Origin of the sequence: Cyanobium sp. Candia 9D4, from assembly GCF_024346155.1 — a bacterium.
Classification (GTDB): domain Bacteria; phylum Cyanobacteriota; class Cyanobacteriia; order PCC-6307; family Cyanobiaceae; genus Cyanobium; species Cyanobium minutissimum.
The window spans coordinates 11413-23520 of sequence record NZ_JAGQCK010000001.1 but is presented as its reverse complement, the minus strand read 5'-3'; the positions used below and the strand labels follow the sequence as shown (position 1 = coordinate 23520).

Below are 12108 nucleotides of genomic sequence, written 5' to 3'. Positions count from 1 at the left end.
CTAGATTGGGAGGACAGCAGCGAACTCCATGCCAGCGAGCGGCGCCACCACCAGGACCTCCGCCAAGCGGGACGCGCTGCTGGACACGGCTGAGGGGCTCTTCGCCCGCCACGGCTACCGGGCCGTGGGCATCGACACGGTGCTGGCCGAGGCCGGGGTGGCCAAGATGACCCTCTACAAGCACTTCCGATCCAAGGAGGAACTGATCGCCGCCGTGCTGGAACGCCGCAGCAACGCCATCGCCGCGGGGCTGGCCAAGCGGATCGCCGCGGCGCCGGAGGACCCCGGGGCGCGCCTGCTGGCGGTGTTCGACTGGCTGGAGCAGGCGGTGCGCTCGCCGCAGTTCCATGGCTGCCTGTTCATCAAGGCCGCCAGCGAGTACCCCGAGGCTGAGGATCTGCCCCGGCAGGCGGCCGAGGCCTTCAAGGGGGGTTGCCGCGACCTCCTGGAGGGTCTCTGCCGCGATCTCGCCGTCGCCGACCCGGAGGGTCTGGCCCGCCAGTTGCAGTTGCTGTTCGAAGGCGGCCTGGTGGTGGCCTTCCTGCAGCGCACTCCCCTGGCCGCCACCGATGCCCGCCGAGCCGCCGAAGCCCTGCTGGCTTCCGCCCCGCCAGCGGGCCAGGCCGCCGGTGGCCTCCGCTGACAAGCCGCGGCGGGCGCCCTACCAACGGGGGACCGCCGGGACCGTTGCGCTGATGGCCAGAAACCGCCGCCGCTGGCCGGCCCTGCTGGCGGCCGCCCTGCTGCTGCCGGTCGCCCCCGCCGCCGCCGCGCCCCTGCCCCGCCGCCTCGGCGCGTGCAGCCCGACGTTCATCCGGGAGATCCTCTACCGGCTGAGTGCCGCTGACGCCAACGGCGTCCAGATCCCCATCGCCGGCTCCGGCTCCGCCGTCAGCTACACCAACGGGGGCTACCAGGTTTCCTACGACATGGTGCCGGCGATCCACAGCAGCCGGGAAGGGGATCCGGTGGAGCTCTGTCTGAGCTTCGTGCCGGATTGCAGCGGGGCTCCCCGCGGCGACGGGCGCGGCCGCGTCTACCGGGCCCGCAACCTGCGCACCGGCGGCACCTGGACCTTGCCGGACAGCCAGCACAGCTGCGGCGGCGCCTGAAGCGGCCGTCACTGTGCTGGCTCCAACCCTGCCATTCGTCAGTTGCGGCGGCCGCCCCGTTGGCGGGAGGGTGGGCGCCACCGCAGGACACGCTGCCCATGCTCCCCTGGTTCCTCGCCGCCATCACCCTGGCGGTGGCGGTGCTCACGGCCTTTCCCCTGGGCCGCCACCTCTGGCAGGTCTTCGATGACCGCCCCCAGCCCGGCTGGGACCCCTGGCTGCTGCCGCTGGAGACGGCGCTGCTGCGCTGGATCGGTGACCGGGGCCAGCCGGCGGCCACGGCCTGGGCCTACCTGCAGCCCTTCCTGGTGGCCAATGCCTGCTTCGGCGGCCTGGCCTTCCTGCCGCTGGCCTTCCAGCCCGCCTGGCTCAACCCCCTCGGCTGGCCCGGCCTGCGCTGGGACCTGGCCCTGCACACCACCCTCTCGTTTCTCACCAACACCGACCAGCAGCACTACGTGCCGGAGCAGACCCTGGGCACCTTCGCCCAGCTGGGGGTGATCCAGTTCCTGATGTTCGTCTCGGCGGCCAGCGGCCTGGCGGTGGGCTTCGCGGTGATCCGCGGCCTGTGCGGCCTGCCCCTGGGGAACTTCCACCGCCAGCTGCTCCGTGCCCTCACCCGGGTGCTGATCCCCGGCAGCCTGCTGCTCGCCGTGCCGCTGCTGTTCTGCGGGGTGCCGATGACCCTGGCCGATCCGCTGCGGATCACCACCCTGGAGGGGGGCAGCCAGCTGCTGATCCGCGGCCCGGTGGCCCTGTTCGAGGCGATCAAGCAGCTGGGTGAGAACGGCGGCGGCTTCTACGGGGCCAATTCCGCCCACCCCTTCGAGAACCCGGACGGGTTCACCAACCTGGTGAGCACCTGGGCGATGGTGGCCATCCCGGCCGCCAGCATCGACGCCTTCGGGCGTTTCCTCGGCAACCGCCGCCAGAGCACCCTGCTGCTGCTGCTGGTCACGGCACTCATCGCCACCGGCTCCGCCCTGGCGATGGCGGCGGAGCAGGGGGGCAACCCGGCCCTGGCGGCCTGGATCAGCGGTCCCAACCTGGAGGGCAAGGAGCTGCGCTTCGGAGCCGGGCTGACGGCGTTCTGGGCCGTCCTCACCACCGGCTCGATGACGGGGGCCGTCAACGGCGCCATGGATTCGCTGCTGCCGCTCTCCAACCTGGTGGCCCTGTTCAACCTGTTCCTGCAGGTGCTGTTCGGCGGCCAGGGCACCGGCATCGCCTACCTGCTGGTGTTCATGGTGCTGGCGGTGTTCCTCACCGGTCTGATGGTGGGCCGGACACCTGAATTCCTGGGCCGCAAGGTGGAGAAGGCGGAGGTGGTGTGGAGCAGCCTGATCCTGCTGATCCACCCGGTGTTCGTGCTGCTGCCCGCGGCGTTCACCATGGCCGGAGCCACGGACCTGACGGGGATCAGCAACCCCGGGCCCCACGGCATCAGCCAGGTGGTCTACGAGTACGCCTCCGCAGCGGCCAACAACGGCAGCGGCTTGGAGGGTCTCGGGGACGGCAGCCTCTGGTGGAACCTCAGCACCAGCCTCAGCCTGCTGGGCGGACGCTACCTGCCGATCGCCGCCCTGGTGCTGCTGGCCGACGGCTACGCCCGCAAGCCGGCGCTGCCGCCGGGTCCCGGCACCCTCGCCACCGACACCAGCCTGTTCACGGTGGTGCTGGCGGTGGTGCTGGTGATCCTCGGCGCCCTGACCTTCTTCCCCGTGCTCGCCCTCGGGCCGATCGCCGACGGACTGCTGCTGGTGTCCTGAATCCCCAGGCCCCGCTCCGCCAGGCCCGCGCTCCCGTCCGTCCCCGCCCATCCCCATCGCCGCTCCACCCCCCGATGACCTCCCTGCCGGCCCGCACCCTGTTTCCCCGCATGCCGCGGGGCCGCCGCGACCAGCGGCGCTACACGCCCCGGCCCCGCCGGAAGGGCCTGGTGCGCCGCGCCGTCCTGGAGGCGTTCGTGAAGCTCGATCCCCGCACCGCCGCGGCCAACCCGGTGATGTTCGTGGTCTGGTGCGGCACGGTCGTCTGCCTGCTGGCCACCGTGAGCCCCGATCTGTTCGGCGACGGTGCCGAAGACAGCGGCAGGCTGTTCAACGGCCTGGTGAGCCTCACCCTGCTGGCCACGCTGCTGTTCGCCAACTTCGCCGAGGCCCTGGCGGAGGGCCGCGGCAAGGCCCAGGCCGATGCCCTGCGCCGCACCCAGGCCCGCACCCAGGCCCGGCTGCTCGATCCCGCCGGCGGCGAACGGCCCGTGGATTCCTCCAGCCTGCGCAAGGGCGACGTGGTGCTGGTCTCGGCCGGCGACACAATTCCGGCGGACGGCGAGGTGATCGAGGGGGTCGCCTCGGTGGATGAGTCGGCGATCACCGGCGAATCGGCGGCGGTGCTCAAGGAGGCCGGCTCCGACGTGGCCAGCTCGGTGACGGGCGGCACCCGGATCCTCTCCGACCAGCTGACGATCCGCATCAGCGCCGATCCGGGCAAGGGCTTCATCGACCGGATGATCGCCCTGGTGGAGGGAGCCGAGCGCACCAAGACACCCAACGAGATCGCCCTGACGGTGCTGCTGGCGGTGCTCACCCAGGTGTTCCTGATTGCCGTGGCCACCCTGCCGCCCCTGGCCGCCTACCTCAAGGAACCCACCCCGGTGGTGACCCTGGTGGCGCTGCTGGTGGCCCTCATCCCCACCACCATCGGCGGCCTGCTGTCGGCCATCGGCATCGCCGGCATGGACCGGGTGGCCCAGTTCAACGTCATCGCCACCTCGGGCCGGGCCGTGGAGGCCTGCGGCGACATCAACACCCTGGTGCTCGACAAGACCGGCACCATCACCCTCGGCAACCGGCTGGCGGAGGAGTTCCTGCCGGTGGGCGGTCACCGGGAGGTGGAGCTGGCGGAGGTGGCCCTGGCGGCCAGCTGCTTCGACCAGACCCCCGAGGGGCGATCGATCGTGCGGCTGGCGGAACAGCGCGGCGCCGTGCTGCCCTTCGCCGCCGAGCAGGCCACGGGTCTCGAGTTCTCGGCCCGCACCCGCATGAGCGGCAGCGACGACCCCGGCGGGATCGAATTCCGCAAGGGGGCCGTCGACGCCATCAAGGGATTCGTGCGCTCCCGGGGCGGCACCGTGCCCGACGACCTTGACGGGGCCTACGAGCAGGTGTCCAGGCTCGGCGGCACCCCCCTGGCGGCCTGCCGGGGCAACGACATCCTGGGGGTGATCTACCTCAAGGACATCATCAAGCCGGGCATCCGGGAGCGCTTCGACCAGCTGCGCCGCATGGGGATCCGCACCGTGATGCTTACCGGCGACAACCCGATCACTGCGGGGGTCATCGCCCGGGAGGCCGGCGTCGACGACTTCATCGCCGAGGCCACCCCCGAGGACAAGATCGCCGTGATCGACCGGGAGCAGAAGCTCGGCAAGCTCGTGGCGATGACCGGCGACGGCTCCAACGACGCCCCGGCCCTGGCCCAGGCGAACGTGGGCGTGGCGATGAACTCAGGCACCCAGGCCGCCAAGGAGGCGGCGAACATGGTGGATCTCGACAGCGATCCCACCAAGCTCATCGACATCGTGACGATCGGCAAGCAGCTGCTGATCACCCGCGGCGCCCTGACCACCTTCTCCCTGGCCAACGACGTGGCCAAGTATTTCGCGATCCTGCCGGCCCTGTTCGCCGGGGTGGGGCTGGGGCCGCTCAACCTGATGGGTCTGGCCAGTCCCCAGTCGGCGATCCTCTCGGCGATGGTGTTCAACGCCCTGATCATCCCGGCCCTGGTGCCCCTGGCCCTGAAGGGGGTGGAGTTCCGGCCCCTCACTGCCGACCAGCTGCTGCGGCGCAACCTGCTGCTCTACGGCCTCGGGGGCGTCATCACCCCGTTCGTGGGCATCAAGGCGATCGATCTGGCGATCGGCGCCCTGCGCCTGGTCTGAGCCGGCCGGGCCCGCACCCTCCCGCCACCCGTGCCGCTGCCTTCCGCCCGCCGCTTCCCTCCCTCCCCTGCACCGCTGCGCTCCCTTCCCGATGGTTCTGCTCAAGCGACCGCTCTTCTGGCTGCCCCTGCTGCTCGCCGCCGGCACCGTGCTGCTCGCCCCGCTGCAGCGGGGCCGCCTCGACAGCCTCCAGAGCCATGCCCTGGCCCTGCTGATCAGCGTCACCCTGGCCCTGTCGGCCTATCTGTTCACCGCCATGGTCCGCCCGGAGAAATTCTGATGAACGCCCTTTCCCGTCTCGGCCAGGGCCTGCGCCTCACCCTGGTGCTCTGGCTGCTCACCGTGGTGGTGATCACCGTGCCGATGCTGGGCCTGGCCCGCATCGCCGCCCCCCGGCAGGCCGAGGGGAGCCTGGTGCGCGTCGATGGGCGCGTGGTGGGCTCGGCCCTGATCGGCCAGGCCTTCGCGGGCGATCGCTACCTGCAGGGCCGGCCCAGCGCCGTGGCCTACGGCGGCGGCGATTCCCCCGCCTCCGGCCCCAGCAACCTGGCCCCCGGCAACCCCGCCCTGGCCATGCGGGTCGCGGCGGAGGTCGTCGCCTGGGCCGAGCGCGGCGTGGGCCGTCCGGCCGCCGATCTGCTCACCAGCTCCGGATCGGGGCTCGACCCCGACATCAGCCTGGAGGCGGCCCGCCAGCAGCTGCCGCGGATCGCCGCCGCGCGCCGCCTGCCGATCGACCGGCTGGAGGCCCTGCTGGAGCGCCAGAGCCACCGGCCGCTGCTCGGGCTGGCGCGGCCGCCGCTGGTGAACGTGCTGGCCTTCAACCTCGCCCTGGACGAGCTGGTGCCTTGATCCGCTCCAGCCGCGGCCGGGGCCGCCACAAGGTGTTCATCGGCATGGCCCCGGGGGTGGGCAAGACCTGCCGCATGCTCCAGGAGGGGCGCGAGCTGCTCAAGGAGGGCACCGACGTGGTGATCGGCCTGCTGGAGACCCACGGCCGCCAGGAAACGATCCGCCAGGCCGAAGGGATCGAGCAGGTGCCGCGCAAGCGCCTGCTCTACCAGGGGGTGACCCTGGAGGAGCTGGACGTGGCCGCCGTGCTGGAGCGCCGGCCCCAGCTGGTGCTGGTCGATGAGCTGGCCCACACCAACATCCCGGGCAGCGAACGCAAGAAGCGCTGGCAGGACGTGGAGGCCCTGCTGCTGTCCGGTCTGGATGTGTACTCCACCCTCAACATCCAGCACCTGGAGAGCCTCAACGATCTGGTGGCCGAACTGACCGGGGTGGTGGTGCGCGAGCGGATCCCCAACCGGGTGCTGGAGCAGGCCGACGAAGTGGTCCTGGTGGACGTCACCCCCGAGACCCTCCAGGAGCGGCTGAAGGAGGGCAAGGTCTACGCCCCGGAGAAGGTCCCCCAGGCCCTGGCCAACTTCTTCCAGCGCCGCCACCTGGTGGCCCTGCGGGAGCTGTCGCTGCGGGAGGTGGCCGACCGGGTGGAGGAGGAGGAGCCCACGGCGGCGGGTCTGCGGGAGCGGGTGATGGTGTGCGTGTCGGCCTATCCGAGTGCGACGCGGCTCCTGCGCCGTGCCGCCCGCCTGGCCAGCACCATGGATGCGCCGCTGCTGGCCCTCACCATCCAGGATCCCGGCCGCTTCCTCAGCAAGGAGGAGAGCCTGCGGCTCGAAGCCTGCGCCACCCTGTGCCAGGACGTGGGCGGCACCTTTCTGCGCGTCGACAGCAGCGACGTGCTCGGCACCATCGCCCGGGTCGCCCGCGAGCGGCGCATCACCCAGATCGTGCTGGGCCAGACGCTGCGCTCCCGCTGGCAGGTGCTGCTGCGCCGGCCGATCTCGGAACGGCTGCAGCAGCAGCTGCGGGGACTCAGCATCGATCTGCACCTGATCTCGGACACCACGGCGCCGGGCGCCGACACGGAGCCGTGAGCCGGGTGGTCCGATTCCCGGGGGCACTCTGGGCGCTCACCGGCCTGATCCTGCTGCTGGAGCTGGCCACGCCGCCCCACATCGTCTTCGGTTATCTGTACGTGATCCCGCTGCTGATCGGCGCCCCCCATCGCGACCGCCGCGATGCCCTTGCCTTCCTGGCGCTCTGCTGCGGCCTGACCCTGGTGAATCTGGTGGTGCCGGAGCCGGATCCCGACTGGAGGGCGGTGCTGGTGGATCGCCTGCTGGTCTGCCTGGCCCTGACCGTGACCACCTTCCTGTGTCTGCATAACCGCCACCTGCTGCGCCAGCAGGTGGATCTGGAGGTGAGGCTGGCCCAGGCGGATCTGCGCCGGGACATGATCGCCACCCTTGCCCACGACCTCAAGACCCCTGTGCTGGGCACGATCGCCACCGTCCGGATGATGGGGCTGGAGGCCGGGCCGACGGCGGGGGGCCTGCTGGAGCGCGGCATCGGCGCCATCCTCGCCAGCCAGGAGCGCAGCCTGCGGCTGATCGAGGACCTGCTGCGGCTGTTCCGCGCCGACCAGGAGGGCCTGTGGCTGCAGCCGGAGACCTGCGACCTGGGGCGCCTCGCCGCCGAGGCGATCGCGGCCGTGGGTCCGATCGCCCGTGAGCGGTCCGTGGCCCTGATCCAGCGCCAGCCCTCCGGGTCGCGCCCCCTCACCCTGCCGGGGGATCCCGGCCGGCTGCGGCGGCTGCTGGAGAATCTGCTGCTCAATGCCATCAACCACAGCCTGCGGGGCGAGCGGGTCTGGCTCGACCTGCAGCGGCAACAGGGCCAGGCGGTGGTCACCGTCAGTGACCGGGGCCGGGGCTTCCCTGACGCCAGCCTGCCGCACCTGTTCGAGCGCTTCTACCAGAGCGATCCGGAGCAGCGGGGCAGCGGACTGGGGCTCTACCTGTCGCGCCAGATCGCGGAAGCCCATGGCGGCAGCATCCGAGCCAGCAACCTGCCCGCCGGCGGGGCCAGCATCGAGGTGCGACTGCCGCTGGAGGCTTCGCCAGGCTGATGCGGGTGCTGCTGATCGAGGACGACGAGGCGTTCCGGGTGGGGATCGAGGCCTTCCTGCTGCGCCTGCCGGCGGTCACCGCCGTCCGCTCGGTCAGCGACGGCGAGCAGGGCCTGGAGGCCCTCTTGGCGGCCCCGGCCGATGTGGTGGTGCTCGACATCGGCCTGCCCGGGCTGGGGGGGCTGGAGACCTGCCGGCGCATCAGCGCCGACCATGCCCTGCCCGTGCTGGTCCTCACCAGCCAGGACGACGGTCGCTGGGTGCAGCGGCTGTGGGACGCCGGCGCCAGCGGCTATCTCCACAAGGCGGAGGCCCTCGGACAGCTGGAAACGGCCCTGACCAGCGTCGGACAGGGGGCCAGCTGGTGGGACCGCTCCGCCACCCGGGCCCTGCGCAGCCGGGACACCGCTGCCGCCGCCGGCCCGCCGGAGGCCTCCCTGGCGCTGCTGACGCCACGGGAGCGGGAGGTGCTGGCGGCCATGGCCGGCGGTCTCACCAACCGCCAGATCGCCGACAGTCTCGGCCTGGGCACCGGGACGGTGAGGGTGTACCTGCACACCATCTTTCAGAAGCTGCAGGTGAGCAACCGCACCCAGGCGGTGCTGAAGGTCCTGGATCCGGAGTGATCGCCGGTTCCACCCCACCCGCACCGGATGCAACGCTTCGCACCGATGGGGTGGCCGCCCGTCAGGCGCTGCCTAATGTCCCGGCAACTCCCCCCCGAGCCATGGCCGTGTCTCTGATGCAGGATCCCAGCGGCGGATCCTCCCTGAAGGTGATCGAGGCCGTGAAGGAAGGCTGGGGGGCCTTCGCCCGGGCCCCCTGGGTGTTCATCGGCTTCACCCTGCTGGCGGGGGTGCTGAGCAGCGTCTGCTCGCTGATCCAGGGCCAGGTGGACCCCGACGAGGCCGCCGCGGTGACGGCGGTGGACGTGGTCCGCCTAGTGGTGGGCTCGATCCTGAGCGTGCTGGTGAGTCTGTGGAGCACCACGGGCCTGGTGCGCGGCGCCTGGAGCGCCCTCTCCGGCGGCAAGCCGGCCCTGGGCACCTTCACCCGCTGGGATGGGGCGGCCAGCTGGCGGCTGTTCCGCAACGGCCTGGCGCTGGGGATCCTGATGATCGCGATCCTGATGGTGGCGGCCCTGGTGGGGGTCGCCGCCGCCCAGCTCAACCAGATCCTGGCCGTGCTGCCGTTCCTGGCGGCCTTCACGGTGCTGATCTACCTTGCGGTGAACCAGAAGTTCCTGGCCCAGATCGCCCTGCTGGAGGGCCGCGGGCCGATCGACTCCATCACCCGGGGCCGCACCCTGCTCGATCCCCAGTGGGGCTCGGTGCTGCTGCTGGCCCTGGTGGAATTCGCCATCGTGCTGGTGGGCCTGCTGGCCTGCTTCGTGGGGCTGCTGGTGGCGGTGCCCGTGGTCCTGTGCACCAGCACGGCCGCCTACCGCCAGGTGTTCGGCAGCGAGGATCTCACCGGCCTGCTGGCGGAGCCGACGAGAGCGTGAGATGGGCGTGGGATCCAACAACAACAGTGCATGGAAACGAGCGAAACGGGAACCATGCAGCTGTCGCCGAGAATTAGCTAAACAATCAATACTAGTAGGCGTTGGAGGAGCGGAGTTTAAAAAGAGTCTTGCAAAGAATTTCAAGATCAAGAAGAAAAGACCACTCCTTGAGGTAAAACAAGTCAGCCTCAACTCGATTCTTCATGCTGGAGAGATTGGCTGTCTCACCACGAAAACCTTTGACCTGAGCAAGCCCTGTGATACCAGGGCGCAGCTGATGTCTCTGCATGTAACCCGTAATGAGAGACCTTTACTCCTCGTTGTGAGCAACCGCATGGGGACGGGGGCCCACTAGGCTCATTGACCCATTCAGGACATTAAAGAGCTGGGGCAGTTCGTCCAACGACCAGCGACGCAGAAACTTCCCAATGGGAGTAATCCTTGGATCGTTGCGTCTGGCCTGCTGAAGACCTGCCTGGTCACCACTTTCCATCACTGTCATCGTACGGAATTTATAGATTTTGAAGCGTTCACCTTTAAAACCATAGCGATCCTGACAGAAGATGACAGGCCCTGGCGAACTAAGTCTAACAAGAAAGGAAAGAATCAGAAGAAGAGGAGAAAGAAAGAATATGAGGAGGATTGAAACGATAATATCAAAAACACGCTTAAGCCAAAGCCCAAATCTTAGGTCCTGATGACCCCAGAGTTCAATCATATAGGTGCGCCCCAACTGCTCAACGTTGCATCGCATACCAGCATGGATCCACTGGGGAACGTAATAGACAGGTAGGGAGGTATTGCCAAGAATAGCAATAAGATTCCTCATTGGTATGCCTTGGTCGCTGAAGTCAGAGCTGCAGAAATGGATTTGATCAGCGTTATTGTCTTGGAGCCAAGTCTGGAGAGAAGAGACGCCCCCTACCGGCAGTGGCATACCCGGCGGAAGAGAAGTGGTAGGGGCGTCAATGGTGGTTGAAAACCAAGCCTTCAAGCTGAGGCCCAAGTAGGGAAGATCCCTGATTTGACGATAGAATTGGACAGCGGTCTCGCAGCTCCCCAAGAAGACGATGTTCTGAATATTCACACCATTAATGCGGAGATAACGAAGGAACTTCTGGCTTCCTACATGAACACTGATCAGAACGAGCCAACCGACTAAAGACCAAGCAACAAACCCAACCCGCGAGAAAGACGAACTAACACTGGCAAAAAAACCAATAGCTATGAGGGTGGCAACAATTTTGAGCCATCCTTGCGTGGCTCTCCCCAACAGGGTCCATAGCCGACTGTTCCGATACCCTTCATAGACCTTGGAGTCAGAAAGAATCAGCAGTGAAAGCAGGACGACAGTCAACACCGAAGAGTACAGAAGATGCCCACTGACAACACTGCCAGGCCGCGTGTTAAACAGCCAGAACAACGAACCAGCTAAGAGTGGATCAACGACCTTTTGCAACCCGACAATATCTTTCCCGTTGACAGGAATGCGTCTTAACATGGCAAGCTTGCTGCGCTGCGGAAGGGAAAATGGCCTCCAACAAGCGCGCAAGAAACCGTAGGCCCTAAAATGATATGTCTCTTCAGTAATCAGACTGGAGGGGCCCCCACAGCTCATAGACCCTGGGGCATGGATGCGCTTGGACCTATGGGTCGGAGTCAAACCTCTGATGGCCAAGGCTTGAAGCAGGGTTGGCCTGGGATGGGTATTCCTTGAGGAAGCGCTGGCCAATCCGTCCACAGAACTCACGGTTCTTTCACCTCCACTAAACTCTGGGTAAAGCTAGTGCGAGATTTACCTGAGCTTTATTAGGTTTTCATTAGGGTTTATGGAAAAAGACCAAAGATGCAGCAGATCCGCTGCGTTCAAGCATCAGTCGACACCAGGCCAGGGCGAAAAAAGCCTGGAAACCTAGATCCCAGAATGGGTATGAACTTTCGTGAAGCGGTCATCGACGACTCCGTGCACCTACTCAAGAGGCTGCATCGCCACATAGGCCATTGGTAGCTATTAATGCAAAGACGCTAGGTGCATATGGCGATAGCAGAGATACACGATGAAACAGAGGCCGGAAAGAGAAGAGCAAGGACCAGTTCATTGTTCAGAGTTGTCTGGTCCGATCCGAGAGGGTTGAGCCGGCGCCGATGGGTGGAAACCGATGTTGGACATAGCGCATCGGAAAGCACGGGATAACGATCAGCACACCAGGGTGGGATCAACGATTATAGAATTGAAATGAACAAGAACCTGATGAGGAGGCTGACGTAGTGAATCGCATCCAGCGTGGGGAAGTCCTTCCTTGCTAATGTTGTAGGAGCAAGCCGCTACCAAGAAATCGGCTAAAGGCCACAAGTGTAAAGGAATGGTGCCGATTAGAATAACAACGCTACATCAGAACGTAAACAGGACTTGGCAGAATAAGCGTAGTCCTAGGCCTGTGAACGAATGGATCAGAGAAAGGTCAAGCGATGAGGGTCAGCAATGATCACAAAACGGTCGTCCACGCCTGTCAGCTCAACACCCAGCGTGGCAGGGGACAGTCGAAGAATACCATCAGCAATGAGTAGCAGC

General features: G+C 67.1%; 10 protein-coding genes and 1 pseudogene. 10 read left to right on the top strand and 1 reads right to left on the bottom strand.

Features of this window, described 5'->3' with window-relative positions; genetic code table 11:
- Positions 1-28: 28 nt before the first annotated feature.
- From KBZ08_RS00070 to KBZ08_RS00025, 10 genes are all read left to right on the top strand, one after another.
- Positions 29-643, top strand: a complete 615-nt coding sequence (locus KBZ08_RS00070) for a TetR/AcrR family transcriptional regulator (protein ID WP_254970408.1) — start codon at positions 29-31, stop codon at positions 641-643.
- Between the two features lie 52 nt (positions 644-695).
- Positions 696-1112 (top strand): hypothetical protein, encoded by a 417-nt coding sequence (locus tag KBZ08_RS00065; RefSeq protein ID WP_254970406.1) that lies wholly within the window; start codon positions 696-698, stop codon positions 1110-1112.
- Between the two features lie 98 nt (positions 1113-1210).
- Positions 1211-2881, top strand: a complete 1671-nt coding sequence (gene kdpA / locus KBZ08_RS00060; protein ID WP_254970405.1) for a potassium-transporting ATPase subunit KdpA — start codon at positions 1211-1213, stop codon at positions 2879-2881.
- A 74-nt stretch (positions 2882-2955) separates the two neighbouring features.
- The gene (gene kdpB, locus KBZ08_RS00055) at positions 2956-5055 is read left to right on the top strand and encodes a potassium-transporting ATPase subunit KdpB (RefSeq protein ID WP_254970404.1); all 2100 of its coding nucleotides are present in this window, start codon (positions 2956-2958) and stop codon (positions 5053-5055) included.
- A gap of 91 nt (positions 5056-5146) precedes the next feature.
- Entirely contained in the window at positions 5147-5335 is a 189-nt protein-coding gene (locus tag KBZ08_RS00050; protein WP_106220382.1) for a potassium-transporting ATPase subunit F, read from the top strand.
- A complete protein-coding gene (kdpC, locus tag KBZ08_RS00045; protein WP_106220381.1) occupies positions 5335-5907 on the top strand; it encodes a K(+)-transporting ATPase subunit C in 573 nt (190 codons plus the stop codon). Before KBZ08_RS00050 ends, kdpC begins: the two co-directional genes overlap by 1 nt.
- Complete coding sequence (locus tag KBZ08_RS00040) at positions 5904-6998, top strand: histidine kinase (protein ID WP_106220380.1); 1095 nt, start codon at positions 5904-5906, stop codon at positions 6996-6998. The genes kdpC and KBZ08_RS00040 overlap by 4 nt, the downstream gene beginning before the upstream one ends.
- Before the next feature lie 5 nt (positions 6999-7003).
- Positions 7004-8032: a sensor histidine kinase KdpD gene (locus KBZ08_RS00035; RefSeq protein WP_254970403.1), complete on the top strand. Its 1029-nt coding sequence runs from the start codon at positions 7004-7006 to the stop codon at positions 8030-8032.
- Positions 8032-8658: a response regulator gene (locus tag KBZ08_RS00030; protein WP_254970402.1), complete on the top strand. Its 627-nt coding sequence runs from the start codon at positions 8032-8034 to the stop codon at positions 8656-8658. Before KBZ08_RS00035 ends, KBZ08_RS00030 begins: the two co-directional genes overlap by 1 nt.
- A 101-nt stretch (positions 8659-8759) precedes the next feature.
- Positions 8760-9536: a hypothetical protein gene (locus KBZ08_RS00025; RefSeq protein WP_254970400.1), complete on the top strand. Its 777-nt coding sequence runs from the start codon at positions 8760-8762 to the stop codon at positions 9534-9536.
- 91 nt (positions 9537-9627) lie between these two features.
- On the opposite strand, the pseudogene KBZ08_RS00020 reads toward KBZ08_RS00025, so the two are convergent.
- Positions 9628-11037 (bottom strand): annotated as a pseudogene (locus tag KBZ08_RS00020) (undecaprenyl-phosphate glucose phosphotransferase).
- Between the last annotated feature and the right edge of the window lie 1071 nt (positions 11038-12108).

Excerpts from the sequence above, each read along its gene's own strand:
- KBZ08_RS00070 (WP_254970408.1), top strand. The coding sequence starts at position 29 with ATGCCAGCGAGCGGCGCCACCACCAGGACCTCCGCCAAGCGGGACGCG.
- KBZ08_RS00065 (WP_254970406.1), top strand. The coding sequence starts at position 696 with ATGGCCAGAAACCGCCGCCGCTGGCCGGCCCTGCTGGCGGCCGCCCTG.
- kdpA (WP_254970405.1), top strand. The coding sequence starts at position 1,211 with ATGCTCCCCTGGTTCCTCGCCGCCATCACCCTGGCGGTGGCGGTGCTC.
- kdpB (WP_254970404.1), top strand. The coding sequence starts at position 2,956 with ATGACCTCCCTGCCGGCCCGCACCCTGTTTCCCCGCATGCCGCGGGGC.
- KBZ08_RS00050 (WP_106220382.1), top strand. The coding sequence starts at position 5,147 with ATGGTTCTGCTCAAGCGACCGCTCTTCTGGCTGCCCCTGCTGCTCGCC.
- kdpC (WP_106220381.1), top strand. The coding sequence starts at position 5,335 with ATGAACGCCCTTTCCCGTCTCGGCCAGGGCCTGCGCCTCACCCTGGTG.
- KBZ08_RS00030 (WP_254970402.1), top strand. The coding sequence starts at position 8,032 with ATGCGGGTGCTGCTGATCGAGGACGACGAGGCGTTCCGGGTGGGGATC.
- KBZ08_RS00025 (WP_254970400.1), top strand. The coding sequence starts at position 8,760 with ATGGCCGTGTCTCTGATGCAGGATCCCAGCGGCGGATCCTCCCTGAAG.